Genomic DNA, 24,024 nt, shown 5'->3' with positions numbered 1-24,024 from the left:
TACGCGTTGACCACTGCGAGAGAGGCCTTCGAGGCGAAGAAACTCGCCCAGAAGTACGGTGTTGTGGGTAAGGTCGCAGGAAGGTACAGGGAAGCTGGCTATAGAGTCGATGTAGTGACGGTTGACGAAGCTGCACCGTATAACTTCACGGCTGTCAAGAAGGGGGATAAACTGGCGGTGAAGGTCTACTATAAGAGCGGGCCTGTCCCCGTGGATATAGTCGAGGGGCTAGCAGGTAAGGCAAAGGAGGAGGGATACAAGCCCATACTAGTCCTCTACGGGGCTGGTCCAAAGCTCTCGGACCAGGTTAGGGCTAGGGCAGGAGAGCTGGGTGTTTCAATCAGGCGTGTTAGAGCCTAGCCCTCCATGCTATCTTCCTCCATCTGAAGGCCGATCCTCCTATAGGGGCAAGTTTTCCAGTACTTCTCGCACTTTATCGCCTCGTCTTTAGTTAACGGCCTGTTTAGGACCATGCACCAGGCTATGTAGCCGCCTGACTCCTCGGTATATTTGAAGAAATTGCACTCGGACCTAGGCCTCGTGTAGAGTATATGGATTGGCTTGTAGATCACTGGTCCCTTCTTAGCCTTAGCCGCCGTGAACTCGTCTAGGCTATGAGACAATCGTCTATACACCCGCCTCCAGTAGTGGAGTCCGGTGGAGGGGGTATATAGTGGGGAACGCTAGAGCTCGGCCAGTAGCTCTTGCAGAGTACGTTTAGCCTTCTCTAGCTTGTCCTTGAGCTTCTTATTCTCTTCCTCTAACTCCCTGACCCGCTCTTCCAGCTTCCTGGCTTCCGCCGGAGCAATGGGGACTATTATCCTGAGTTTACCGGTCTTTAGCATGTCGTAAGTTTCACGGACTAACTGGCCTGCCTTCGTCTTGCCCTGTAGATGGTTCCTGATCGTGGCCTCGGACCTGCCGAGTTCCTCGGCGATCCTGGATATGGTATAGCCGGCTTTCTCCCTAGCTAGTGCACCCGCCGCTACAGCTAGGCTGTCGACCCAGGTGGTGAACTCTTTGGGCTCAAGGAATTCCTTGAATACGTCGGGCCTGAGTATAGTCCCTATGATGAGAGCTATTTCCAGCTCTCTTACCTCTTTAGCTCCAACAGGCTTTATGGGCACGCGGGGAAATTCGACTTCGACGTGGTTCTCCAGTGCCATTTGACCATCACCTCCTCTATAATTATATAGTCACCGTTGAGGACATATATCTCATACCTAGAGTTTAAACGAGTCCGAGTATAGCGGGTCGCCGGCCTAAAGCTCCCTCACCGATCGGAAGAGGCCGAGAAGCCCGCTCATCCCTTGTTGCAGTACTTGGAGGCGAGGGTTAATAACGCCGTGAGGATCCTCTTGCTGGGGCCGGTCACGAACATGTATCTCTCCTCGCCTGCAGCGTTGAGTAGCGTGTATATCCTGTGTAGTAGCGTGCATGCCCCCTCAGAGGCCTCTATGAACCTTTCCCCCTCTATAGAGTCGGCAAGATTCCTGAGGTCCACGTAGAGCCTACCCATGGCTATCTTCCACGACCTAGCATCATAGGCGGCTTGCATGTTCCCGTTTTCTTCGAGGGCCTTCGCTGCCCTCTCAAGCCTCCTGAGGTCTTCAGCTATTATTTCGAGGGCCAGCTCAAAGTCTATTTCACTCATACCCGGGGGACCCTCCTCCTCAGTCTATGGCTGCGGAACCGGTATTAAGGGAGGTTAACGGGCTATCCGATTGGATCTGGAGGAAGCATGGAATGCGTGGATCGAGGCCTATAGGGGAGCCTGTGTCGTGGATTCTCGCGCTAGTTTCAATGATCGTCGCCGTAGGGAAAATATGGAATATTTTAAAGCCGTCGTTTTACACCAGTCCCTACTTTATAGGCGTGCTTGTAGGTTTCATAGGCCATGAAATAGCGCATAGGACCGTTGCCAGGAGGCATGGATTGTACGCGGAGTTCTATGCTACGCCCTATGGAGTCCTCTTGACGTTTCTGACGGGGTTTATACCGGGGATCGTTATCCTGGCCCCGGGCTACGTGGGTGTTACCGCCTATTATGTCTACAATCCACGGGGGTGGGTTAGGAGCGTGGAGGCGGGGCCGGCTACAAACATAGTATTGGGTCTATTGGCTCTCGGCGCGTCGCTCCTAGTAAAGGGTTATTGGAGTCATTACATGTCGATTGTAGCGATGATAAATGGGTGGATCGCGTTCTTCAACCTGCTACCTATACCGCCTCTGGATGGAAGCAAGATTTTCCGGGCTGACATGAATGGGTGGATTGTGATGTTTGTATTATCGCTACTGCTCTGGATGGCGCCCTCCTAGGGGTTTGGGATAAAAAATAATGTCCTCGGGTAGGCCACTATTGCGACGGAGGTGTAAGTAGGAGTGGCCGAGGTTGAGCATGGAGAGGAGAAGAAGCCTGAATCGCTTAAGGAGAAGTGGATTAATAATATGGTTAAGAGTGCTAAGAAGTATCACAAGCTGTGTCCTTACTTCGATAAGAAGACGGGGCAGTGCCTGCTAATGATTACTGTTGAAGGAAAGCCTGGCAGGTGTGATAGAGACGGTAGGTTTGATGGTTGCCCGGTATTCACTAAGTTCCTTGAGAAGATGTACGAGTACTATACCAGTAGGAAGAAGGTCCTGCCGAGGGACTTCCAGGACGTGGTGAACCAAGCATATCTAGTAGGGCCGATATAGTAAATAATAACAGTTAGTTATTATTAATAAACTTTCCCTAGAATTCTCCAGCGTCATATTCACTGGGGTACTCAAGATCCCAGTCATACTCTGTATAGTACTCCTCCTCTAGCTCCTCGGCGAGCTCCGCTGGATAGAAGTACCCGTTTCTGTCAACAACAACTTTGTTATCCTTCAATAAGTCGTTCAGCGCCATGCGAATCTTATCCTCGCTGGCTAGCCCCGAGAGATGGCCGTGCAACTCTCTGATATTCATCCTCTGGTGTTTCCTCAACAGGTCTAGCAGGATATCTTTTAACTCGTCCTCGTTGGGGGCAGTATAAACGACTATATCGTCGTCCTGGTAGATAACCGTTAGGTTGCGGGTAATATCCTCTCCAGGCCTTCCGAGTTCCTCCGGCATAGCCTAGGCACCGGGATACTCTTGTAGGGCAAACTAATGCCTATCAAGCTTTCTATCCCCGAGCGTAGACTAGGTCCGTGGGGTAGGATCCATGAGGAGAAAGCCTAAGAGGGCATTGATCTTCGGCAGATTCCAGCCGTTCCACAAGGGCCACCTGGCTATAACGCGGTGGGCTCTGGAAAACGGGTTCGAGGAGATAGTCTATCTAGTCGGTATGGCCTCCGAGAACTATACCCCCAGGAACCCCTTCACGGCCGGTGAGAGGATAGAAATGATAAGGCTGAGCCTCATGGACGAGGATCTAGGCTTGGAGAGGTTCATCACAGCAACTATAAGAACCCTGGAAACCAGCATCGGATCAGTCTACTATGTACTATCATATGTGCCCAGGGTAGACGCGATACTCACGCGGAACCCGGTCATAGGAAAGATCTTCGAGGACGCTGGCATTGGGGTAATCAAGCCGCCGGTCTATAACAGGGATGAATGGAGAGGCGAGCGGATAAGAGAGCTCATGTCGCTAGGCGACCCCCGCTGGATGAACGCGGTAACCCGGAGCACGGCCGAATATATACTATCTATAGGTGGGATCGAGAGGCTTCGACACGCGCTAGCCAAAGACTAGGCTACCTGGCTATCTTGAACCTCAGTATACCCGCGAGGCCGTTAAAGGTGTTCTTAAACCACTCGGCCTCTGGGAGGCCAGAGGGTATCACGACAACCTTCGCCCCACTCAGCCTCTCAGCAACATCCTTCCAGTCCTCCAGGTCCTCCCTATCCTCGTGTATGAGTAGTGTCTTGACGGCCCCCATCTCCAGTGCAGCCTTGACCTCGCTATCGCCATAGACAACCATTCCAGTCCCACGGGCCAGGTGGCCTTTGAACTCCTCCAAGGCTTCCACAGCATCGCGGTAGAGCTGCGTCTGGACCACGTTCTCTGCCTTTAATACGACTTCCTTTAGGCCCTGATCGCCCTGATAAGCTACATCAACCAGATCCTTCGAGACGAGCTGTTGGAGCCTATAGTCCAGGTATTTGCCCTTGACGAAGTCCATTTTAGCATAGCCGGGCCCGGCGACGATTATCCCCTTCAAGTTGCCCTTCTCATGGTATGGTAGGAGATGCCTAGCGGCGTGCTCGGCTAGGCGCTTGAAGAAGTCTTCCACCATCTGCTCTATTATCCTGTCGAACCTCCTCTGGCTCTGACCGCCCATTTTGTGTTTACCCGGGATGTAGTCCGTCAGCTCTTCAAGCACCTCCAGCCTGGAGCCCCGTAGCACGCCTATAGTGGCCTGGTCCCTCTCAACGATCAATATGCCTATAACGTCCCGGTCCTCAACCATCTCCTCTAGGAACTCTGTTATGAACCTCTTATCAGTCCTATAGTAGAAGACGTTTATCTTCTCCGGGGGGCTGAAGACGTAGCAGGCAAAGTCGCCGGTATCCATGTCCTCTCCGCAGAATAGAACGAGGCCGTTCGGAGGCACCTTGGGTATCATCTTTAGCCTATCGATGGCCGCCGATAGAGCCCTCTTCACCGCGTTCCTAGTCTTTTTCAACTTTATGTTGTCGGCAACCGAGAGTTCCTGGCTTAACAGGTTCAACACATCGCTTATAGGCCTCCCCGGCGGTATGTATAGGCTCAGCAAAACCGTGGCTGGGGCGCTCCATTTCTTAACCTCCTTTAACAGCTGGGCAAGCCTCCTCCGCGAGATCACTAGCTTCGACTCGTCTATCCTGCCTCGTTGCACCTTGCTGACCCCAACCGTAGAGGGTTCGAGGCCTAGCCTTATTATACTTCAGAGAAGGCACCCGGCAGAGGTTATAGTCTATTGTTTATCCAAGCCGGTGGAAGACTATGTGTAGCGGTGGCCAGCGTGAGGATGGTCAAGGCCGGGTGCAGGAGCCTGGACCAAGAAGTGATAGATGCCGCCGTCGAGGTCATTGAGTCCGGCGGGCTGGTAGTGGCGCCGACAGACACTCTATACGGGCTCCTAGCAGACCCCCTAGACGAGCAAGCCTTCGAGAGGGTCTATCGGGTAAAGGAGAGGGACCCCTCTAAGCCCCTGCCGATACTCCTGGGCGAGTCCCACCACGCACTCCTATTAGTCAAGCCAGGCCCCCTATTCTGGAGGCTAGCGATCAAGTTCTGGCCAGGCCCCCTGACGATAGTCGAGAAGAGTCGCGGGGATCTACCAGGCCACCTAGCCAGGTGGGGGTCCCTCGGGGTCAGACTGCCCCGGTGTCCCCTGGTCAGGGAGATAGCTAGGAGTGTGGGCGGGCTCCTCGTGGGTACTAGCGCCAATAGGAGTGGCTGGCCTCCCCCGGTAAGGGTGGAGGAGGCTGTCCGGCAGCTAGGGGATAGGGTGGATTTGTACATCGATGGTGGGCGGGTAGAGCTCGGGGTGCCGAGCACGGTCGTGGATCTATCTACTGGGAAGCCTGTTGTCATGAGACCCGGCGGGGTACCCACTGTTGAGATCGAGAGGGTTATAGGGTCCTTCGGGGAATAGGGCGTGGGTACTACTGGGAGACTACCATCCGCACCGGCATATCACTATAGCAGTGTAAAAACACCTACGGGTGGGTCGAGGCTATGGGAGACTCGATCACTATAACCGTGTACTCCGGCCTGAATGATGAGAGTAGGCTGGCCGAGGAGATAGCTAGGAAGGCCCAGCTGTTCCTAGCCGTAGAGTATGGGATACCTGTCGAGGTGGACGTGGTCAAGGTCCCTGTTTCCATAGAGGAGGCCAGGGATATGGGCCTGCCCACGGTCATAGTCGAGGGGAGGGAGGTTTCATCGGGTGGGGTCCCTCTGCTAGCGGATATAATAGACGCCGTGTTCGATGAGATACGCGAGGAGTACGGGCTCGCCAGGACCGGCCTGCCGGAGATCGGGTTGGCTATGGTTTAATTATTAGGGTTCAATGTCTAGGCTATGAGTGCGGCCAGTATAGCCTTCTGTATATGTAGCCTATTCTCGGCCTGATCCCACACCAAGCTACGCTCGCCATCAATCACTTCATCGGTAACCTCCTCGCCCCTATGGGCTGGTAGACAGTGCATGAAGAAAGCCCTTCCACCCGCGGCCTCCATGAGCTTTGAATTGACCTGGTACGGCCTCAGTAGACGGATCTTGGCTTCCCTCAGTTCCTCCTGGCCCATGCTCACCCACACATCAGTATATACTATATCGGCGCCTTCCACCGCCGTGTATGGATCCTCTACTATCTCTATCGTAGACCCTGACTCTCGGGCCGCTTCAAGGGCTCTCCTGAGGATCGACTCGTTGGGCCTCAGCTCCCTGGGGGTGGCTACTGTGATGTCGACTCCCAGCTTCGCCCCCGCTATCAGGAGGCTGTGAAGCACGTTATCACTTCCGTCACCCACGAAGGCGAGCTTCACTCCATGAAGCCGGCCCAGCACTTCGAGGATAGTCATGTAGTCCCCTAGCGCCTGGACTGGATGGCTTAGATCGCTTAGTCCATTTATTACCGGGACCCTTGAGTGCCTGGCTAGCTCCTCGACCTTCTCATGCTCCTTAACCCTAGCCACTATCCCGTCCACATACCTCGACAGCACCCTGGCCGTGTCGGCGATGGTCTCCCCCCGGCCGAGCTGGAGGTCCCTCCAGCCCAGGTAGAGGGCCTGGGCCCCCAACTGCCAGGCCGCGACCTCGAAGCTGACCCTAGTCCTTGTACTGGGCTTCTCGAATATCATGGCGATGCTCTTGCCCTTTAACACCGGTACTAGTCTCTCCCCAGAATAGTAGCGCCTCTTGAACTCCAGCCCCATATCGATCAACGCTCTAAGCTCGTCAGGCGTGTACGAGTCGAGGCAGACCAGGTGCCTTCTCTTCAACTTGTACAGGGTCACGAGCGCGCCACCTCCAGGGATACCCGGGTCCCTGGCAAGGTTATAGCCTCTAGCCGCTCCCCCTTGAGCGCTCGGTGTACTGGTTGGGGAACGGGTTACCTTACAGGGTGAGGATTAAGGAGCGGGCGGTCAAGGAGGCCCTTATGCAGCAGCTTAAGAGGAGTGGGGTGGATCTCGACGAGGTAATAGACTGGCTCTGGGACGACTTCGGTAGAAAGGCCAGGAGGGACTGGAAGAGTATAGAGAACGTGATCCTCGGGGATAACGACATAACCCCCCAAGACCTAGCAGTATTCATGATCGACCAGGGGATCCTACCCGACGAGGGAGCATGGAGTGTCGAGCCGGCGAGAGGCCTGCCAGGCGGTAGAGGCCGTGTTAAGGGCGGCGGAGAGCAGTAGGGGAGGAAGCGTAGGCTACACCCCTTACCACGTCTACACCGCCCTGAAACTCTTATCCGAGGAGGACCCCCTGGGCAGGCCCCGTCTACAGAGGCTCCTAGGGCTAGGCGAGGCCCCCGTCAAGACGCTACTACAGAGGCTAGAGGCCCTAGGCCTCGCCGCCAAGGCCGGAAAAGGGAGGGGACACACCGCAACCGAGAAGGGCCGAAGCCTCTATAGACAAGTAGAGGAGGCTGTCCGCCTCTACAGGGTCAGGACAACGCCCCTGGGCGAGGCTATAGTCATCGTGACACCAGTCCTCGAGCCTGTGAGGGACCTCGTGGGTGTGTATAGGGTTAGGGACTACCTGGTCGCCGAGAACTGTAGGCTATGTATTGTAGGCGGCGTGGACAACGGGGTCCCTCAGTACCCGGGGCTGCCCGAGGAGGAAGCCGGGGAGCTGCGCGGCCTAGACCCCGGGGTGGCGCGTGGAGTCGTAGTTGTGGTCCCCCGAGAGTGCGTAGCGAAGGCCTTCACGGGAGTGCTGAGGCTCATCTCCGCAGAGTACTGTAGGTGATACCTGGGGGTCCCTCCCTAGTATATTCCCGGGCCAAGAGACTCCTCCGGGTGCGGTTTAGTGGAGGATGTCACAGACACAGTGAGACGTATCCTAGAACAAGCCAGGGAGAAGGGCCGAGGAGGGCCTCGGAGCCGGCTTGTCGACGCGATAATGGTCCTACTACTCTCTAGGCCCATGAGGAGCAGTGAGATGGCGGCTGTCCTGGGGTATGAGGCGAAGTACATCTCAAGCTACCTCTCGTACTGGAAGGCTAGGGGGTTCGTGGAGTACGTCAACGGCTACTGGAGCCTGACCCCCCAGGGGGAGGAGTACGCGGAGAAGGTGCTGGAGAGGGAGACTGCAGAGGACGTTGACAAGATGGCTAGCATTGCTAGACGTATCTTGTCCACTTATCCTGTTAAGGATACAATAAACCACAAAGAAAAGGAGGGCAAGAGGGGAGGGGGGAGTGGTTCCTTGTCGTTTATTGCACCTCGAATAGGTAAAGGCCACAATGAACTACAAGAGAGGGTGCAGAGGGCTAAATGCATACTAGAGGTGTATAAGGATGACCTAGACGAGGAGGAGCTAGAAGTCCTCTCAAGCCTACTCTCACACTATACAAAGTGGGGGAGCACCTACATCTACCTGGACAACTTAGCGGACGTAATGGAAGCAGACTACCACTGGCTCCTACGCATAGCTAGGAGGCTGCAGAGCAAGGGCATTATCTATATCTACACGGATCCAAGGCTTGGTGTGAGGATCGGGCTGACAAAGAACATGAAGGAGACTCTCAAATCCTGTACTGGAGACCACTAGCAACATACATACTACTATACACCAGTCGTATTATGGCGTGTCAAGAATCTTCGGCCACATACTATGGTGAGCATGTAATCTAGTTGTTTGCATATTGACCGGTGATATTACCCGAGGGACCCCAGGGTGGGAGACAATAATACCCAGACCCAACCCGTATAGTATGTTTACTAACTTCTAGAAGGGCGAGATATACGCGTCCTCCTCTAGGGCAATAGCAGGGTTCAAGACGTTAGTACTGTCCAAACCCAAAGGACCCCGAAAAGGGCCATTAAGATGAATGTGAACGGTGCCATGACAATATACCTATAGAAGGGGGTTGGAGTAGTATAATAGCCCTGATAGATTGTGACGTACAAGCGATAGTCGAGGGCTACTATAGCAAGGCCCACAACTGCAAAAAGGAGGGAGGATCTAATCATCCTCTTACCTCCCACCAGGAGGGGGACAAGGGAGTACAGCACTAGCCCGCCTCCCAGGCTATATAGCATGGACTCTAAGCCAGCCCAGACACCATAAGGAGCGTCTATCTGGGAGGCTATGTAGGCCCCGAAGAGCGACGCCGCTAGGAGGAGCAAGTACACGATATTAGCTATGAAGTTCCTTGACAACCCGCCCCGCCGCATTAAACTAGAGCTCACAGGAGTAATATTGATAGCCCGGGGCTCCTAGAGGTAATCGGTTATACGAGTCCTCCTATGCCTCCCGCCGGGCAGGGTAAGGCTGCGCGAAGCCATCTGGGTGTAGTTGTCTAGGTGTTTCGAGGCGTAGCTAGCAGCCTCAGCGATATCGCTGGCTACTAGCACGGGTCCTTGGGCCATAGCCCTTCTCACTGTCTCCCTTATGTGCCAGTTGCCCACGGGAGCATAGTATGAGGGGGTTACTTCCCTTAGTATCACCACGTCGGCCCTCCTACCCCTTCTCGCCAGATACTCCAGCACAGCTATCTTTGCAGCCGAGAAACCACCGTCTTCAAGGTTCCTCCGGCCCAGGGGGTCCTCCTCGACGCGGACTATAACGGGGTCCCTCGCGTTCCTGGTCCATAGGGTCTGGGGCTGCCATGCCTCGATCCACTCGAAGGTCCCGGGCCCCGGCTGGAGTATTATGATGAACCTGTTGCCCAGGTATTCCCCCCTGTAGACTTCTATCGAGTCTATCTCCGGCTTGTCGCTTAGCAGTCCCCTCAGGGTCCTTGATAGGGCCTCGTCCACGGCTGTGATGGCCCATCTTGTGGGGACTATCCTCCTCTGCTTTAGCCTCCCCAGGAAGCCAGCCGCCATGAGCCTCTGTATCTCGTATATGTCAACGCCTCTAGTGTAGAGCTCGCTGATCGCGGTTGTAGCAGGCGCGTCATCCCATATGGCTTTCTCCACGGGCCGCGGTAGCCTAGGGTCCCCTGAGATCTTAATCTTCTCGGCTGGCGCTGAGGGTCCCCTTGGCTTGCTTATTCCGTCGAAGGAGAGGCGGGGTATCGGGGGCTTGGCCAGCTTGACCTCCGAGTCTACGGGCTCCGATGATATGGCCGCCAGGCCTATCTCTGTCTCGTAGAGCCTGTAGGGGTCCCTCACGGGGAGGGTTATGCTGGCTGAGAGGAGCTCGCCCCGGAGGGATATTATCCGGGCTAGGGGCTCCCTCCTATCGGCCCACTCGGCGGGGGCTTCATGGTAGCGGGCTTCCTCACCGTAGACCCGTGGCGGTACTAGAAAATAGACCCTTACGTTGGGGTAGCCGGCTTCCCCCACGAGTATACCGGGCGGGGTGGCCCCCTCAACGAGGGTCCCCTTGGTTTTAGCGGCGGCCGATACCTGGGCTCTGAAGGCTTCTAGGATTGGGCATTTAGGGAGCCCGCATAGTCTCTTATAGCCCTTGCACCTTGCGCATAATTCAGGCGGTATCCGTGGCAAGCCGTTACACCCTGAGGGACCCCCTAAGCCGCCACAATAGATAGGGTTGCATTCGCCCGGCTAATCTCCTTCTGCCTCTTCGAGTTCCCTGAAGCCCGCCTCGCTCAATAGCTTTAGGATCTCTTCTTCGTCCCTGGCATCCTCGCCTGGCTCCTTGAAGTATTTCACGAGGACTATGTCCCCCTTTTTCAGCGTGTAGTTGGAGGGCACTGGGACTATCCACTTGTTGCCTCTCCTCACGGCTAGTATCTCTACGCCCCAGTCCGATAGCCCTAGGGCGTTCAAGGGCGTGCCGTCCAGTTTACCGGTCACCTGTAGCCTTGCGTATCCCTCCTCCGCTTCCTCAACGGCTTCGCCCAGGAACTCCGAGTATTCATAGTACTCGGGGGACAGGACTATCCTGGCTATGAAGACCGCTGCATCGGCCAGCGTCTCCATGGCGTTTGCGAATATGCTTAGGCTGACGCTCTCCCTCGATCTCAGTGGTATCACCGTCACGTAGCTGTCTTCCAGGACCTTCAGGTATAGAGTATCTATCCCGGTTTCCAGGTCGAGTATGAGGTTTGCCAGGCTTTTATCTACGTAGATCAATGCGTGGAATGACATCTCTAGCATGAGTTTACCGAGGTTCTTCAGCTTCAAGAGGTTACTAGCTAGCTCGTCCCCTGCTAGAGCGGCCGTGACGAGCTCCGTTCCCCCCAGGGGGGACCTCTCAGGGGGTTTCTGCAACTGCCTAGCTACTTGTGCCACCTCCTCCGGGGTCCCACGGACTACTACCAGGTCTCCCTCCTGGATCTCCTCTTTTTCGGGTGCTAGTATGTAGCTGTCGCCCCTCCTCACTAGTAGTATGTCAACATTACCCTCTAGTTTCGACACGGTATTCGAGGATTGGATGAGGCTTATCACCTCCCCGCAGCAGTTAACCACTCCCTTCACGTACTCGTGTATGGGGTAGTCTCTTATGACGAGGCCTGCCAGATCTCCCGCGGCGTCTGTTATCCTGTCGAAGGCCCTCGCTATCTCGGTTATAGCTACTGCTAAGCCTGTTTGCTCTGGGCTCCTCACGGCTAGGCTGGCCTTAGCAGCCAGGTCTCTGACCACCTGGTCGATCCTGTCCTCTATCTGTAGGACCTCCATTGCGGCTATCTTGTTCCCGCTTGCTAGGCTGTAGAGCGCCAGGTCGACGGCGATGCTGGAATAGTATTTAGCCTCCTTGATATATTCCTTTACACTAGCGCTTCCAGCCAATACACCTAATCCCTCCCTTTGAGGGCGTAGAGTATTATGCCTGCCTCGGCGAGGGGGCCTAGTCTACCCCCCTCGATTCCCTTCAAGTAGATGGGCCTCCCTAGGCGGGCTTCTTGTATCGAGAAGTCGGGGTCCGAGCCTGAGAAGGCTATGAGTATCCTTCCCTCTAGACGCGGGGGCTTCGCCGGGTCTAGGTGCTCCTCAGAGTAATCCTTGGTGACAATGAAGATTTGGTCTGGTTTGAGCAACTCGACGGCGTCAGAGAGCTCTGGAAGCACTATGAGCCTCTTATTCTCGCGTAAGGCGATCCTCATGGCTTCCGGGATTCCCGACTGGGCGGCTCCCCCGTAAGCCTTGGTAACTATGAGGGTGTCATAGCCTAGGCTATACACCAGCCTAGCCATGTCAACTACGCGTTGTACACTGCTGACGTTGTGGATGACCGGTATTACCTCCACGGTATAGCCCCTCACTACCTCCTGTCGAGCTCCCGGGTTATAGCCTCTGCTATGGCCTTCGCCAGGGGAGGGGGTACTGCCTCCCCGACCATGTCATATTGGGCGTCGCGGCTTCCAGTAAAGATGTGGTAGTCTGGGAACCCCATTAGCCTGGCCTGCTCTCTCACGGTCAGGAGTCTATCCTCATAGGGGTGTATGAAGCGGGAGCTCCCCATCACTGTAGGCGCTACTCCCCGGGGGTCAAGCCTAATGTAGTTAGGGAGCTTCCTCCCACCGGCGCCAGTATACTTGATGAGGGACTCGCCCCATCTGAGTCTAGCTAGCCTCTTAGAGTATCTCTTCGAGATCCTGAGTGGAGCCTCGTGGTTGAAGGGATACGGAGCCCCTGGTGGTGGTAGACCCCTCAGGGCCTCCTCGACACTCGGGGCCCTCCTCTTCTTCGGCTCGATCCTGATATTTGACACAAAGACCCTGACTCTATGGCTGGGGGTCCCATAGTCTTCGGCCTTCAGCACGTTGAAGTAAACGCTTCGGTAGCCGCGTGTAGCCAGTTCTCTGCGTATAGCGGCTTGTATTGGATGCTCCAGTATCCCGGCGACGTTTTCTATGACGAATATAGCTGGTCTCACTTCTCCAATTATCCGGATGGCATGCAGGAATAGCTGGCCTGCGGGATCCCTATAGAGTCTATCCAGGGGATTCCTTTGCCTCCTCGGATTGGCTCCGGTGAATGGCTCGCATGGAGGGCTAGCTATGATAACACTGACATCTCCTCTACCATAACCGGTGTAATCCCTTATGAGGGCGGCATTGACTTCCTTGATGTCATCCGCTATAAAGTATGCCCCCGGAAAGTTCAGCTTGTAAGTCTTCGCAGCCGGAGGGAAGTTATCTACACCCACAACCGGCCTATAACCGGCCTCCTCGAACCCTCTAGCGAATCCCCCGGCGCCTGAGAAGAGGTCAAGGAGCTCGTAGTAGTTCCTCATCCCGTTTTATCTCCTCCTCGAGCCTGGCGATGACCCTGCGGAGCAACTCCTTGATCTTAGTGTTATCCTCTTCTACCAGGATCGAGTTGCACCGGGGACACGTGAATTCGTACTCGAAGGCCTCTTCAAAGGTGTAGCGTGCTCCATCCCTAGGGCATCTGAAGAACGTGTTGTTCTCCTCGTACTCTAGCCTCTGCCTCAGCCTCTCCAGGACCTGTATCTTCCTCCAGTATAGGCTCATGTTTATCCCGGAGAAATCGATATACCAGTAATACCGTGTAGCGCCAGTCGCTGGATGCCTGCCCCTCCTATAGGCTACCATGCGTAGGGAGTAGAACAGCCGGAGGATATTCCTTATCTCTCCCTGTCTTAACCCTGTGTGTTCAGATAGCTCCTCGTCACTCAACCCCTTCCCATCGGTTGAAGATAGTAGCGTTGTGAATATCTTGACGGTGTTCTCTGGGTTGAGGTTCGACTTCCTCGCTAGCTTTTTTATGAACCTATATAATGCCTCTGTCTTGGCTTTACTATCCGCATTTGACACCTCCAGTCACCGTTTTCCCCTTATCGCTAGGTATTATCTGGGCTCGCGCCCCGGTGAATACATTATATAGCTCCCGGCCCCTATATAGCCTATCCAAGAAGACGGCTAGAGCAGCAACCTCGCTGTGAGGCTGGTTGCCTATAGCTACGTTATAGTCTGCTATATCATAGTAGTATCTCTCAACCTTTTCAGCGCCCACTATAATTAGCTTGGGCTTCGCGCTAACCCGTATAGAGTCTATCACGTCGTCTAGGGGAATCCCATACATCGTGAGGTGTATTATCTCTCCCCCCTTATCCTTCCATCTTTTCGCATAGCTCTTCCCATTCACTCCACACTCGTAGTGGACACTGCCACCCCAGCACCGGGATACTCTCTCTAAGCCACGCTCTATGCCTTCATCGCACACTCCCTCTAGGACGAACCCATTGGCACCGAAAGCCCTGGCAACGAGTGCTACATGGGTGGTTACCCGCTTATCTCTAGCAGGCCTATGCCCAAGGCGTAGTACGTAGACTCTACGATAGGGGTCCCAGGGCCCTGACAGTCTTTCCTGCAATCAGTGCCACCCTCTTGAGCAGGTCTCTCAAACCTTCTCTCGTCCTAGCCGACACGGGTACTACAGGCGTGTGTGGAACGTATTCGTTTATCGCGTCTTCGACTAGCTTTATCTTGTGTACACGCTCGTAGTCCTTGAGCAAGTCCACTTTGTTGGCAGCTACTATCAGACGGCCGTCTAAGCCAGCTGCTCCTATGTTGGCTAGGGTGTCAAGGCCCGCCTCAACCTTGTCGATGATATCCCTATCGGTTTCCGCCACATCGACTACAAAGACTATTACATCAGAGTAGGCGACTTCTTCGAGCGTAGACTTGAAGGCTTCTATTATCTCATGGGGGACCTTCCTAATAAAACCAACTGTGTCTACGAAGACAATCTTAACTCCCTCGGCGACAATGGCTTTGTGCTTAGGGTGTAGTGTGGTGAAATACTCCTCTCCCGTGGGCTTAGTCTCGCCGGTCAAGGCGTTGAAGAGAGTGGTTTTCCCGGCACTGGCATACCCCACTAGGGAGGCGTGGGCCATGCCAAGCCGTCGTCTCCTCTCAAAATAGTCGACTCTCCTTTTCCTTATCTCGTCGAGCTGCCGCCTTATCCTGGCTAGTTTCCTCTCTAGACTATACCTGTACTTGTCGATGGCGTACTCGCCGGGACCTAGGAAGCCGGGGTCCTCTCCCATCCTCGCCCTCCTGACGTATTCCCGGAGGAGAGGGAGCTGATGTTTTATTCGGGCTGCCTCTATCTGCAGTTGCGCTTCACGGGATCCTGCGTGTCTCCAGAAGATCTCCAGTATAAGTGACACTCTATCGACTACTCTCTTCCGTGTAGCCTTTTGCAGCTGGTATATAGTCGTCGGAGGGGGTTCTGCATAGATAATTATCGTGTCGATCCCATTCTCCTCGGCCTCTATGGCTATTTTTTCTATGAGGCCTCTTCCCAGCCTCCTCGGGTTCCTTAGTTTTACTATGCTCTTGACTCTATAGCCAGCTGTTTGTGCAAGAGATAACGCTTCTTCCAGGTAGGCGATATCTTTCCTTGGAATTAGGAGTATGGCCTCCTCTATAGAGCTAGTCTTCGTCTTTCCTGACAATAACTACATCACCTAGAGTGAGGGTCCCCGGCTCCTGTTTGTAGTCCTCTTCTTCGCTGACTTCTGTGGGTTCCAGTATTTTTATCTTCAAGAGATTCTCTATTTTCCTGGCCAGGTTTATCGAGGGCTTCATTTTACCGGATTCTATCTTTCGGAGCATCGCCTCGCTTATCCTTAGCTTTTGAGCTAGCACCGCCATGGTCCAACCCTTCGCTTCCCTGGCCCTCCTTATTCTGTCATAATAGTCTTCTACTATGTCGAACTGGTCTAGGGGAACCCTTTTGCTGGATACTCTCTTGACAGGCGCTGGCCTCTTCCTGGTAGGGTTCTTAGAGGGCTCTCTTAGGAGAACTGCTCTCCCGCTCTTGGCCAGCTTCATATAGCAGCTCGCACACAGGACCATTTCCACGCCGTCGACGACTGCTCGGTAGGGCCTACCAGCGATCCTGGATCCACACATCTCGCAGTACAGTACCTCTCCTGTCCGAGCCACTGACCAGCGCCTCCCCAGGGTCAAACTAGGTTATCTATCCGGACTTAATACAGTTCGCGTATTACTACGGAATACTATGGTATCTTCCGGATATATACGGGACGGCGAGCTAGTTCCTCACGTTATAAAGGTTCATGGACCAACGGTATAACATGGTGGAGATGGGGCTTGTCGCTAAGTGCTAGTGGTAGGAGGCACTTCGACGACGTAGAGGAGGAGGTGCGATTCCTGCGCGAGAGAGTCAAGCACTTGATCCAGATAAAGATGAGCCTAGAGCAAGATCTTGAGAGGTATAGGAGAGAGATTGAAAAGCTGATGAGTCCGCCCCATATAGAGGCCACCGTCATAGAAGTTCTAGACGATGACTCCGTCGTGGTCAAAAGCACTACGGGCCCGAACCTTATAGTCAAAGTCTCCAACGGTATAGAGCCGAGAACCCTGAGGCCTGGAATGAGGGTCGCGCTAAACAACAGGGGCTCGACGATAGTGAGAGTCCTACCGAACAGTGTAGACCCCATGGTCAAGGCTATGGAAGTTATCGAGAGGCCTAACGTCACCTTCAAGGATGTAGGAGGTCTCGGCGACCAGATAAGGGAGCTCCAGGAGGTCGTAGTCCTACCCCTGGTTAAACCCGAATTGTTCAAGGAGGTCGGGATAGAGCCCCCTAAGGGCGTTCTCCTATATGGTCCCCCGGGCACCGGTAAGACCCTGCTCGCCAAGGCAGTCGCTAGGGCCTCTAACGCTAGGTTCATTAGAGTTGTGGCGAGCGAGTTCGTGAACAAGTTTATAGGCGAGGGGGCTAGGCTGGTCCGCGAGGTGTTTAGATACGCCCGCGACAATAGCCCGGCCATCATATTCATAGACGAGATAGACGCTATAGGGTCTAGAAGAGCAGATCTAGGCACCAGCGGGGACAGGGAGGTCCAGAGGACGCTTCTCCAACTGCTAGCGGAGCTAGACGGCTTCGAACCCCTGTCCAACGTTAAGGTGATAGCTGCAACGAACAGATTAGACCTACTCGATCCGGCTTTACTAAGGCCGGGCCGGTTCGATAGGATAATCGAGGTACCACTACCCGGTAAGCAGGCCAGGCTGGAGATATTTAAGGTACACATGAGGAAGGTTAAGCTTGCCAGGAACGTAGACCTCGAACTACTTGCTAGCCTGACAGAGGGCTTTAGCGGGGCAGATATAAAAGCGGTCGTAACCGAAGCAGGCTACTACGCTATTAGGAGTGGGAGAAAGAGGATTACCATGGAGGACCTACTCAAGGCAATAGACAAGGTGAGGGAGAGAATGGGTTCGAACAATTCTGGGGTTTCAATAACTCAACACTATTAGCCCCTCCCCCCATCCCCTCCCGTGGGTACTGGTGTTGAGGAGGAAAGCCTCACGAGATGAGATAGAGGTCCTCAGGGCTATAGCAGCATTCCAATGGGACTGGAATGTGGCGTTCTCTCTCTTCCCTGAAGGCGAGGAGTTCTCCGTTGATATTAGAAGAGGTAGGGTGCGATACGTTATACTAGAGGGGCGAGTCTATCTGACCCTAAGACCTAACGATGGCCTTTTCTCCGTATCGATACCCGCCGCTGAGAGGATAGTCTCGTCAACTGTCCCGCCCCGCTTCCGGTTAGTGGTCAGGGGGGATAGGGAAATTAGGGGGAGTATTCTAGCCAGGGATATCGTTGGCATCGATCCGGGCCTGAGACCGGGGGACGAGGTGGTGATTGTCGATAAGGAGGATTCTCTTATTGGGGTCGGCAGGCTCAGAGTGCCTGTTAATATGATGGAAGGCCTTGTATACGGCGAGGTTGCCAGGGTTAGATCTAGGGTGTGAGAGGAGTGTCCGTAGAAGTAGTAGTTGATGTGGATAGGAGAGAGTTAGAGGGCGCCGTATTCGTAACCGGTTTCCGCGGATTTGGTATGGTAGGCTATCTTGTCTCGAAGTATCTTGCTTTATTGATGGGTGGGAAGAAGATCGGGTACATACTTACTGAGTCTATGCCCCCCGTAGTCCTCATCGAAGACGACGGGCCGGGGTATCCCTACGATATCTACCTAGTTGAGGATCCGAGGACCGTGATAGTGGTCAATAGAGCGTTACCAGAGAGAGAGCATACCGACGAGTACATCTGGGGGTTGAGCGAGTGGGTTAGCAGGTTCAAGCCTAGAGTAGCGGTCTTGGTCGGTGGATTGAGAGTCGAGTATAGACCCGAGGGAGAAGAGCACGGCTATAGATACATAGCCAACAAGTTCTATCGCGGACCAGAGCTAGAAGCGCCGTCTATGGAGACGGGGTTAGGAGTTATGGGTCCCCTAGCCCTCCTCTATATGCACCTAGACTATTTCCAAGTACCAGCGACTATAGTACTGCCCTATACCACCGCCGAGGAAGCAGATTGGACTGCGGCCGCCTTCGGCGTCAAGCTAGTGGCCAAGAAATTCTTAGGAAGAGATGTCGATGTAAAGAGTCTTGAGGACATGGGCGTGAAACAAAGAGAACTTGTGGAGCAGTTAATGCGGATGATAGAGGAGGAGTCCCGGAGAGGCGAGGACAAAGAGAGGCCTGGGATCTACATGTAGCTAAACAATAGCGCTATAGAATAATAGCTCTTCTTATACGGCGGGATGCTTCGGATCTCCAGCCCACGCCATCCTCAACCACGATTTTAGAATCGTTATAATATTTTTTAATAATTTTTATAATGTAGTTTATCATGTCATCAACAACCTCAAGAGGCAGCGTTCTCTCGGGATAATTGAAATGAATTGTGGGATACACCCCGCACAGCTCCTCCGGGACTAGGCCAAGATACGGGGTGTAGTACAGGACTAGAACCCCCCTATCGATGCCGGACGGCCTTGGGCAATCCTCCGGCTTGGGAGGATAAGGCTTCAAGACTATCACAGGCGCCTTCCTACCCTGCAGGTAAGCTTCGATCTTTCTCCTATAGGCTCTGATTTTAGGCCTCCATGTTGACTCCTCATTGTACAGTCGTAGCCCCCTTACTATTCCCTTGACATAGGGTGTCCCAGGCTCCAGCAGATCTGTCTTGTCCTTAAGTGCTCTAAGGGCCTCGTAAGCAGAGGGGTGTCTTCTTGAGAGTTCTTCGAGGTACTCCCACAGCCTACCCTCTTTTATAGCCTGTTTTACTCGTTCTATCGTCTTCCGGATCACATGCAAGTTGTGTATAGCCAATAGCCGGGTCCTCTCCCTCTTGTCCATTTCCATCAATTCTCTTGGGGAGTATCTGGTGCAGACGGGGCAATTGCATGGGAAGTATTCTAGGCGGTCCAGCTTCTCTACACCATACTCCGTTATGTACCTATCGTCTCTAGCGTAGAGGATGTAGCTAGCGCTATCGAATGTGTCGACACCGAGTGCAGCAGCCAGAGCTATGACCAGGGGGTGCCCAGCCCCGAATAAATGAACAGGCTTGCCTCCGGGGAGTAGTCTCTTAGCCGAGTAGATTGTTTTGATGACTGTTAGGTAGTCATAGCTCTCCATATGCTCGGTTAGCCCTCCTATCCCCAGCATGCCATAGTGTATAGATAGTTCCCTTGCGTGCTTAGAACTCTCCTCTATTAGATCACTATAACCAGCCCCTTGGACTGGTAAGACCCACACTTGCTCGGTATCCTTTATCAGTTCAACCGCTTCTCTCGCCCTCTGTATTGTTTTCTCAACGCTCTGCTTAGCACTATCATAGTCTGTCTTGCCGGTTGGGACGTCCAGGATCACACCTATATCCGTTGATATGTCTACTTGGTACTTTATTATGGTTTCCTGGTCGACGTCTACATCGCCATACTCAAGCATCTGATATGCTCCGGAGTCGGTCATAACCACTCCGTCGAAGCCAATCACACCATGTATACTTTTTTTGACCGCCTCCTCGCCGAACCTCTTGAAGGTCAAGTAAGCATTTGTTATCACTTGATTGAAGCCGATCTCTTTTACTTTGCTGGGGGCAATCTCCTGCCTATATACATCTATAACAGGCAAGAATGCAGGAGTTTCAATAACTCCACTCTTAGTATGTAGCTTCCCAATGCGCCCATGAAGGTCCGTTTCCTTTATCTCGAAAACGCCGGGGACCCTGTTCATTCCCCGACTCCCTTCTTCCTTAGGTACTCCCTGTAGAGAGTGTAGATCTTTTGGGCTAGGGGACCGCTACCCTCAACACCATCTTTCGACACCTTCACACTCCTCGAAACCTCGACTATGTTCAAGTCTTCGTAAACCCTCACCTGATGCAGTGCTATTCCCCCATAGCGTACTAGGAAGTCAGCGAACTCCCTGGCATCAAATATGGCGGTCTCCTCGACTCTGATCTCAGCCAAGTTGTGCCCGGCTATAAGGATTATTGGATGTTTATTACCCTTGGCGTCTTCCGCGTTAGTTAACACAATACTTAGAGAGGATTGATCGAAGCCATAGAGAGTACCCTTATACGTGTTACCCTTCATGGTATGGACTATAACGCTCTTTCCCAGGAGGGCGTTTAGACGCGCCACAAACCTTCTGGAGGCCTCCCCTACAAGTGCCATTTTTACCCCCAACACGACAACGTAAAGGGCTGGGTTTAATAGAGTTAGGCGGGTGTCGTGTGATGGGTTCACCGGCTAAGAAGCTGACCGTGACCGTCGAGGGGATCGAGCCAGGCAAACTGAGAGGACAGAGGATCGCCAAGGCTGGGAGTCGTAGGGCCCATGTGGAATTCGACTTGATAGGGGATACTATTACAGTTTCGGAGGGAGACAAGATCGTATTCGAGTTTTACACGTCGAAGCCCTCTAGTCTAGATAAGTTCATTTTCTGTGGACAGGGATATGTCACGTCAAAGCTTGAAGATGACTTCACGTTGTTCTCCGTCTGGGGTATACTCTTTAAGTTTAAACCTAGCCTGGGCCTAGAACCGGAGACGAAGTACTACCTGTGCATTAGGAGGATTAAGTGAAGGGGAGTAATTGTAAACTCATGCTATATGTATTAGTACCGGGCTCCTCCCCCACCCCTAGTATAACCTAGAATTTTCCTATGTGGGGATTGATGGATCCTGCAGATATTCCTAGATGGATTAGAATCATACCGGGCCTCGTGGGGCTAGTCTTACTGTTGAAGACGGCAGGCTTTTCCCTAGCCGTATACGAGTACAAAGACCCATTCATATCAATATATTTATTCATATTCATATTTATATTGTTATTAATTAAAAATAGAAAACTTCTGGTTAAGAGGACATTCTCAGACTCCCTCGAAGTATGTAGGTCGTATGCCGTTAAAGCTAGAGAGCCCGAGACGGCTAGTAACATAGTAGAGGTTATTAAGGAACGTGCTAAACGCGGATATTCAGGCTATATTCTGCTATCGCTTTTTGATAAAAACAATGATGGGTCGACGCGCCTACTGCTCTGCGGGAGGAAAGAGTTGCTCGATCGCGAGGTAGAGATATTTGAGACCATAATAGCAGCCCTAGTCAAAGGAGCTAGACTCGAATTTAGAGGAGAAATGGACGCCAGACCGATACTCGACTTATTCGTGGCAGATAACTCCTCAGATAGTGGTTTATACATTCACTATCTCACGGATATAAGAGAATCCTCCCGGAGAGATGGAGAGAAGAGAATCTATCTAGGCGAGACAATAGAGACTCCTTTACCGGAACCCGTCTACTTGACTATGGAAGACTTGGAGGGTCACATCGGTATATATGGCTCGACGGGTAGCGGTAAGTCGACCACTCTCCGGATCATAACCGATCAAGCAGCTAAGTTTGGCTGGAAGAGTATAGTGGTAGACTGGACGGGAGAGCACTCACTCGGAAGCAGGCATAGGGTTGCTAGAGCTGATAGGGGCGATTTTCCCGTTCCACTAGTTAAGATGACATTCACTCGTGAAGGAAGAAGAATGCTGGTGGACATTCTAGCGTCGAGTCTCGGCTTATCAGATCCCCAGGCTTATCTACTAGGTAGGATACTGGATTCGCCGGTGTCTAGCGCACTAGAGTTGCTATCTAGGATAGATTCGTGGCCCGAGGAGTCGGGATGGGATAGAGAGGTTAAGAGGGGGCTGAGGAGGAGGCTCGCTATTCTAACGGATATAGAGAATGCTTTGCAGGGGGACTTAATCTTAGAGGATAACTATATTGTCGTCGATGTCTCTTCCATTAAAAGTCCTAGGGCTAGGAGGGTCTACGCGCTATCCCTACTCTCGTATCTCTACCTCTATATAAGGGAGAAGAGGATAGATGTGCTAGTCGCGGTCGATGAAGCCCATAATCTATTTAATGGCGACTCTAGTCTCTTCGAGGAACTCCTCTCTGAGGCCAGGAAATTCGGGCTCCACGTAATCTACGCGACACAGGCTCCAAGCATGGTCCCTGATAGAGTATTTCTCAACACGAATACCAAGATAGTGCACGCTCTTAGATCCCAGAGGGACAAGCAGACAATCCAGGCGGCCATGGGTCTCGGCGACGATAAAGTTCATTTACTGGATAAACTCGTCAGGGGCGAGGCACTAGTCCAGGCGCCCTCCATACCCGAACCTGTACTTGTCAAAGTCAAGCCTTTCAATCCATTTCGAGATGTAGTCTATGAGGGACGGATCCATCTCTAGCCAGTCCACGTTTATCCCGGTCCTCCACTCGATGAGATCCTCTGTGATCTCTTCCACCACCTGCCGTGCACCTTTACCCGTGGTATCCACTTCTATAACCGAGTGCTCATAGTCGAGCAGTTCGTTAGCTACCTCGTTGAAAGCCTCTGCCAAGCAGTTCTCTATTATCTTATCTGGAGGCCAGTTCCTAGCATTTTCCAGCCTCTTACATAGTTCAAGGGGGTGTACTCTGAGTAGCACGATAATGGCTGTATACTCGTCTAACCCGTTTTCAAGCCACAGGGACGGATATGTTGTTTCAAGTATTATGCATTCGCCGCTTCTAACAAGTTCCCTTACAGCTTGTCCTATTCTACTCGGTTGTACAATGTTGGTTTCTCTCCCAGTAGGATCTCTCTCGGCTAGACCTAAGTCTCGAAGGAACCTGGAAGAGTCGACGTGAATACAATTGAAGGCCTCGCCTAGTAAGGGTGCTATCGAGCTTTTTCCCGTCCCAGGCGTTCCTGAGAGCAGTATTATTGGGCGCGTGACTAGACACCCATTATAGCGAAAAAGGTGAACGTAGATAAATATATTAAGAAATTAAGTGTTGTGTTCTTCTCCAGCGATCGTGTTATTTCTACTTCTTGCCGCCCTTCTCTTCCTCCTTGGTTTTCCTGGCTGCTATCACGTCGTCGATCCTGAGTATCATTGTAGCCACTTCTGTTCCAGCCTTGATGGCGTTTGCCTTAACTCTTAGGGGCTCAATGACGCCCTTCTCCATCATGTCAACTATTTCCCCTGTTTCGACGTCTAGGCCTGCCCACTTCTGTCCTTTTTCGTGGGCGCTCCTCAGCTTCATTAGTATCTCTATTGTGTCGAGGCCAGCGTTGTAGGCTAGAGTCTGTGGTAGCGCCTCTAGGGCTCTTATGAAAGCCTCTATTGCTAGTGTCTTCTTCCCGGCTACGGTCTTTGCGTACTCTCTCAGCCGTTTTGAGATCTCTGCCTCTACTGCTCCCCCGCCAGCGACGATCTTTCCGTCCATTACTGCATCTGCTACAGCACTCAGAGCGTCATGCAAAGCTCTGTCAGCTTCTTCGACGAGTCTCTCGAATCCAGCCCTTATGAGTATTGTTACGCTTTTTGGGTTCTTTGCTCCTTCTATGAATATCATTTTGTCTTCTCCTACTCTTTTTTCTTCTACTAGCTCCGCATAACCCAGGTCTTCGGGTGTAATATCGTCGATATTCGTTACTATTTTTGCTCCTGTTGCCTTGGCTATTTTTTCTATGTCGCTCCTCTTCACCCTCCTCACAGCCATAATACCCTTCTTAGCGAGGAAGTGCTGAGCAACCTCATCAATACCCTTCTGAGTAACAACAACACTAGCACCAGTAGCAG

General features: G+C 52.9%; 33 protein-coding genes. 14 read left to right on the top strand and 19 right to left on the bottom strand.

Translation table 11 applies throughout. From position 1 onward, the window contains the following. Nucleotides 1-6 precede the first annotated feature (6 nt). Nucleotides 7-360, top strand: a complete 354-nt coding sequence (locus F7C38_00740) for a hypothetical protein (protein ID MCE4600080.1) — start codon at nucleotides 7-9, stop codon at nucleotides 358-360. Here F7C38_00740 and F7C38_00735 read toward each other — a convergent pair. From F7C38_00735 to F7C38_00725, 3 genes are all read right to left on the bottom strand, one after another. Continuing rightward, complete coding sequence (locus F7C38_00735) at nucleotides 357-623, bottom strand: hypothetical protein (protein MCE4600079.1); 267 nt, start codon at nucleotides 621-623, stop codon at nucleotides 357-359. The genes F7C38_00740 and F7C38_00735 overlap by 4 nt on opposite strands. Nucleotides 624-683: 60 nt before the next feature. After that, complete coding sequence (locus F7C38_00730) at nucleotides 684-1,166, bottom strand: transcriptional regulator (protein MCE4600078.1); 483 nt, start codon at nucleotides 1,164-1,166, stop codon at nucleotides 684-686. Between the two features lie 137 nt (nucleotides 1,167-1,303). Further along, nucleotides 1,304-1,654: a hypothetical protein gene (locus F7C38_00725; protein ID MCE4600077.1), complete on the bottom strand. Its 351-nt coding sequence runs from the start codon at nucleotides 1,652-1,654 to the stop codon at nucleotides 1,304-1,306. Between the two features lie 92 nt (nucleotides 1,655-1,746). Here F7C38_00725 and F7C38_00720 point away from each other — a divergent pair, with 92 nt between their 5' ends. After that, nucleotides 1,747-2,319, top strand: coding sequence for a site-2 protease family protein (locus F7C38_00720; GenBank protein MCE4600076.1), 573 nt, complete (start codon nucleotides 1,747-1,749; stop codon nucleotides 2,317-2,319). A gap of 63 nt (nucleotides 2,320-2,382) precedes the next feature. Then, a complete protein-coding gene (locus tag F7C38_00715) occupies nucleotides 2,383-2,697 on the top strand; it encodes a hypothetical protein (GenBank protein MCE4600075.1) in 315 nt (104 codons plus the stop codon). Between the two features lie 37 nt (nucleotides 2,698-2,734). Here F7C38_00715 and F7C38_00710 read toward each other — a convergent pair whose 3' ends face one another. Beyond that, nucleotides 2,735-3,100 carry an ArsR family transcriptional regulator gene (locus F7C38_00710; GenBank protein MCE4600074.1) on the bottom strand — a complete coding sequence of 122 codons (366 nt, stop codon included), beginning with the start codon at nucleotides 3,098-3,100 and terminating at the stop codon, nucleotides 2,735-2,737. 91 nt (nucleotides 3,101-3,191) lie between these two features. On the opposite strand from F7C38_00710, the gene F7C38_00705 reads away from it, so the two are divergent. Then, on the top strand, nucleotides 3,192-3,725 hold the full coding sequence (locus tag F7C38_00705; GenBank protein MCE4600073.1) for a nicotinamide-nucleotide adenylyltransferase: 534 nt from the start codon (nucleotides 3,192-3,194) through the stop codon (nucleotides 3,723-3,725). Nucleotide 3,726: 1 nt separating this feature from the next. Here the strand turns inward: F7C38_00705 and prf1 are convergent, their stop codons facing one another. Further along, entirely contained in the window at nucleotides 3,727-4,851 is a 1,125-nt protein-coding gene (gene prf1, locus F7C38_00700) for a peptide chain release factor aRF-1 (protein MCE4600072.1), read from the bottom strand. Nucleotides 4,852-4,983: 132 nt separating this feature from the next. On the opposite strand from prf1, the gene F7C38_00695 reads away from it, so the two are divergent. Together F7C38_00695 and F7C38_00690 are read left to right on the top strand one after the other, a co-directional pair. Beyond that, nucleotides 4,984-5,613, top strand: coding sequence for a threonylcarbamoyl-AMP synthase (locus F7C38_00695; protein MCE4600071.1), 630 nt, complete (start codon nucleotides 4,984-4,986; stop codon nucleotides 5,611-5,613). Nucleotides 5,614-5,696: 83 nt separating this feature from the next. Further along, on the top strand, nucleotides 5,697-6,017 hold the full coding sequence (locus tag F7C38_00690) for a hypothetical protein (protein ID MCE4600070.1): 321 nt from the start codon (nucleotides 5,697-5,699) through the stop codon (nucleotides 6,015-6,017). A gap of 17 nt (nucleotides 6,018-6,034) precedes the next feature. On the opposite strand, the gene argF is transcribed toward F7C38_00690, so the two are convergent. Beyond that, complete coding sequence (argF, locus tag F7C38_00685) at nucleotides 6,035-6,979, bottom strand: ornithine carbamoyltransferase (protein ID MCE4600069.1); 945 nt, start codon at nucleotides 6,977-6,979, stop codon at nucleotides 6,035-6,037. 83 nt (nucleotides 6,980-7,062) lie between these two features. On the opposite strand from argF, the gene F7C38_00680 reads away from it, so the two are divergent. Genes F7C38_00680 through F7C38_00670 form a run of 3 tightly spaced genes read left to right on the top strand, consistent with a single transcriptional unit; the run spans nucleotide 7,063 to nucleotide 8,740 of the window. After that, entirely contained in the window at nucleotides 7,063-7,380 is a 318-nt protein-coding gene (locus tag F7C38_00680) for a hypothetical protein (GenBank protein MCE4600068.1), read from the top strand. Next, entirely contained in the window at nucleotides 7,316-7,936 is a 621-nt protein-coding gene (locus F7C38_00675; GenBank protein MCE4600067.1) for a hypothetical protein, read from the top strand. Before F7C38_00680 ends, F7C38_00675 begins: the two co-directional genes overlap by 65 nt. A gap of 60 nt (nucleotides 7,937-7,996) precedes the next feature. Further along, the gene (locus F7C38_00670; GenBank protein ID MCE4600066.1) at nucleotides 7,997-8,740 is read left to right on the top strand and encodes a replication initiator protein WhiP; all 744 of its coding nucleotides are present in this window, start codon (nucleotides 7,997-7,999) and stop codon (nucleotides 8,738-8,740) included. A gap of 224 nt (nucleotides 8,741-8,964) precedes the next feature. Here the strand turns inward: F7C38_00670 and F7C38_00665 are convergent, their stop codons facing one another. From F7C38_00665 to F7C38_00625, 9 genes are read right to left on the bottom strand one after another with little or no spacing between them, the layout of a single operon-like run. Continuing rightward, nucleotides 8,965-9,351: a hypothetical protein gene (locus F7C38_00665; protein MCE4600065.1), complete on the bottom strand. Its 387-nt coding sequence runs from the start codon at nucleotides 9,349-9,351 to the stop codon at nucleotides 8,965-8,967. Nucleotides 9,352-9,408: 57 nt separating this feature from the next. Further along, nucleotides 9,409-10,644, bottom strand: a complete 1,236-nt coding sequence (locus F7C38_00660) for an Nre family DNA repair protein (GenBank protein MCE4600064.1) — start codon at nucleotides 10,642-10,644, stop codon at nucleotides 9,409-9,411. Nucleotides 10,645-10,704: 60 nt separating this feature from the next. Then, nucleotides 10,705-11,892 (bottom strand): hypothetical protein, encoded by a 1,188-nt coding sequence (locus tag F7C38_00655; protein MCE4600063.1) that lies wholly within the window; start codon nucleotides 11,890-11,892, stop codon nucleotides 10,705-10,707. Between the two features lie 5 nt (nucleotides 11,893-11,897). Continuing rightward, nucleotides 11,898-12,350 (bottom strand): RecB-family nuclease, encoded by a 453-nt coding sequence (locus tag F7C38_00650; protein MCE4600062.1) that lies wholly within the window; start codon nucleotides 12,348-12,350, stop codon nucleotides 11,898-11,900. Between the two features lie 14 nt (nucleotides 12,351-12,364). Beyond that, entirely contained in the window at nucleotides 12,365-13,339 is a 975-nt protein-coding gene (locus F7C38_00645; protein ID MCE4600061.1) for a DNA cytosine methyltransferase, read from the bottom strand. Then, entirely contained in the window at nucleotides 13,314-13,883 is a 570-nt protein-coding gene (locus F7C38_00640) for a transcription factor (GenBank protein ID MCE4600060.1), read from the bottom strand. Before F7C38_00640 ends, F7C38_00645 begins: the two co-directional genes overlap by 26 nt. Next, nucleotides 13,867-14,442, bottom strand: a complete 576-nt coding sequence (locus F7C38_00635) for a tRNA (cytidine(56)-2'-O)-methyltransferase (protein MCE4600059.1) — start codon at nucleotides 14,440-14,442, stop codon at nucleotides 13,867-13,869. Before F7C38_00635 ends, F7C38_00640 begins: the two co-directional genes overlap by 17 nt. Next, the gene (gene hflX, locus F7C38_00630; GenBank protein ID MCE4600058.1) at nucleotides 14,402-15,529 is read right to left on the bottom strand and encodes a GTPase HflX; all 1,128 of its coding nucleotides are present in this window, start codon (nucleotides 15,527-15,529) and stop codon (nucleotides 14,402-14,404) included. Before hflX ends, F7C38_00635 begins: the two co-directional genes overlap by 41 nt. Continuing rightward, entirely contained in the window at nucleotides 15,507-16,022 is a 516-nt protein-coding gene (locus F7C38_00625) for a multiprotein bridging factor aMBF1 (protein MCE4600057.1), read from the bottom strand. The genes hflX and F7C38_00625 overlap by 23 nt, the downstream gene beginning before the upstream one ends. 219 nt (nucleotides 16,023-16,241) lie before the next feature. Between F7C38_00625 and F7C38_00620 the strand changes: the two genes are divergently transcribed. The 3 genes from F7C38_00620 to F7C38_00610 are packed head-to-tail and all read left to right on the top strand — an operon-like array spanning nucleotide 16,242 to nucleotide 18,605. Then, the gene (locus F7C38_00620; GenBank protein MCE4600056.1) at nucleotides 16,242-17,363 is read left to right on the top strand and encodes a proteasome-activating nucleotidase; all 1,122 of its coding nucleotides are present in this window, start codon (nucleotides 16,242-16,244) and stop codon (nucleotides 17,361-17,363) included. Nucleotides 17,364-17,397: 34 nt separating this feature from the next. Next, complete coding sequence (locus tag F7C38_00615; protein ID MCE4600055.1) at nucleotides 17,398-17,859, top strand: tRNA-guanine transglycosylase; 462 nt, start codon at nucleotides 17,398-17,400, stop codon at nucleotides 17,857-17,859. Between the two features lie 5 nt (nucleotides 17,860-17,864). After that, nucleotides 17,865-18,605, top strand: coding sequence for a PAC2 family protein (locus F7C38_00610; GenBank protein MCE4600054.1), 741 nt, complete (start codon nucleotides 17,865-17,867; stop codon nucleotides 18,603-18,605). Nucleotides 18,606-18,618: 13 nt separating this feature from the next. On the opposite strand, the gene tgtA is transcribed toward F7C38_00610, so the two are convergent. Both tgtA and F7C38_00600 read right to left on the bottom strand, forming a co-directional pair. Next, complete coding sequence (tgtA, locus tag F7C38_00605) at nucleotides 18,619-20,130, bottom strand: tRNA guanosine(15) transglycosylase TgtA (protein MCE4600053.1); 1,512 nt, start codon at nucleotides 20,128-20,130, stop codon at nucleotides 18,619-18,621. After that, nucleotides 20,127-20,573 carry an Lsm family RNA-binding protein gene (locus tag F7C38_00600; GenBank protein ID MCE4600052.1) on the bottom strand — a complete coding sequence of 149 codons (447 nt, stop codon included), beginning with the start codon at nucleotides 20,571-20,573 and terminating at the stop codon, nucleotides 20,127-20,129. Before F7C38_00600 ends, tgtA begins: the two co-directional genes overlap by 4 nt. Nucleotides 20,574-20,635: 62 nt before the next feature. Between F7C38_00600 and F7C38_00595 the strand changes: the two genes are divergently transcribed. Together F7C38_00595 and F7C38_00590 are read left to right on the top strand one after the other, a co-directional pair. After that, nucleotides 20,636-20,983, top strand: a complete 348-nt coding sequence (locus tag F7C38_00595) for a DNA-directed RNA polymerase subunit G (GenBank protein ID MCE4600051.1) — start codon at nucleotides 20,636-20,638, stop codon at nucleotides 20,981-20,983. A 92-nt stretch (nucleotides 20,984-21,075) separates the two neighbouring features. Continuing rightward, nucleotides 21,076-22,644, top strand: coding sequence for an ATP-binding protein (locus F7C38_00590; protein ID MCE4600050.1), 1,569 nt, complete (start codon nucleotides 21,076-21,078; stop codon nucleotides 22,642-22,644). Here F7C38_00590 and F7C38_00585 read toward each other — a convergent pair. Both F7C38_00585 and F7C38_00580 read right to left on the bottom strand, forming a co-directional pair. After that, nucleotides 22,546-23,121, bottom strand: coding sequence for a hypothetical protein (locus F7C38_00585; GenBank protein ID MCE4600049.1), 576 nt, complete (start codon nucleotides 23,119-23,121; stop codon nucleotides 22,546-22,548). The genes F7C38_00590 and F7C38_00585 overlap by 99 nt on opposite strands. A gap of 142 nt (nucleotides 23,122-23,263) precedes the next feature. Beyond that, on the bottom strand, nucleotides 23,264-24,024 hold a 761-nt coding region (locus tag F7C38_00580), incomplete at its 5' end, for a thermosome subunit (GenBank protein MCE4600048.1).

It is taken from the genome of Candidatus Thermodiscus eudorianus (assembly GCA_015521085.1).
GTDB classification, from domain to species: Archaea; Thermoproteota; Thermoprotei_A; order Sulfolobales; family Acidilobaceae; genus Thermodiscus; species Thermodiscus eudorianus.
This window is presented reverse-complemented; position numbering and strand designations above follow the sequence as displayed.

Bases quoted from the DNA above. Each gene is read 5' to 3' on its own strand.
- F7C38_00705 (MCE4600073.1), top strand. From the start codon at position 3,192: ATGAGGAGAAAGCCTAAGAGGGCATTGATCTTCGGCAGATTCCAGCCG.
- F7C38_00595 (MCE4600051.1), top strand. From the start codon at position 20,636: ATGGGTTCACCGGCTAAGAAGCTGACCGTGACCGTCGAGGGGATCGAG.
- F7C38_00690 (MCE4600070.1), top strand. From the start codon at position 5,697: ATGGGAGACTCGATCACTATAACCGTGTACTCCGGCCTGAATGATGAG.
- F7C38_00590 (MCE4600050.1), top strand. From the start codon at position 21,076: ATGGATCCTGCAGATATTCCTAGATGGATTAGAATCATACCGGGCCTC.
- F7C38_00730 (MCE4600078.1), bottom strand. From the start codon at position 1,166: ATGGCACTGGAGAACCACGTCGAAGTCGAATTTCCCCGCGTGCCCATA.
- F7C38_00725 (MCE4600077.1), bottom strand. From the start codon at position 1,654: ATGAGTGAAATAGACTTTGAGCTGGCCCTCGAAATAATAGCTGAAGAC.
- F7C38_00720 (MCE4600076.1), top strand. From the start codon at position 1,747: ATGCGTGGATCGAGGCCTATAGGGGAGCCTGTGTCGTGGATTCTCGCG.
- tgtA (MCE4600053.1), bottom strand. From the start codon at position 20,130: ATGAACAGGGTCCCCGGCGTTTTCGAGATAAAGGAAACGGACCTTCAT.
- F7C38_00695 (MCE4600071.1), top strand. From the start codon at position 4,984: ATGGTCAAGGCCGGGTGCAGGAGCCTGGACCAAGAAGTGATAGATGCC.
- F7C38_00645 (MCE4600061.1), bottom strand. From the start codon at position 13,339: ATGAGGAACTACTACGAGCTCCTTGACCTCTTCTCAGGCGCCGGGGGA.
- F7C38_00710 (MCE4600074.1), bottom strand. From the start codon at position 3,100: ATGCCGGAGGAACTCGGAAGGCCTGGAGAGGATATTACCCGCAACCTA.
- F7C38_00600 (MCE4600052.1), bottom strand. From the start codon at position 20,573: ATGGCACTTGTAGGGGAGGCCTCCAGAAGGTTTGTGGCGCGTCTAAAC.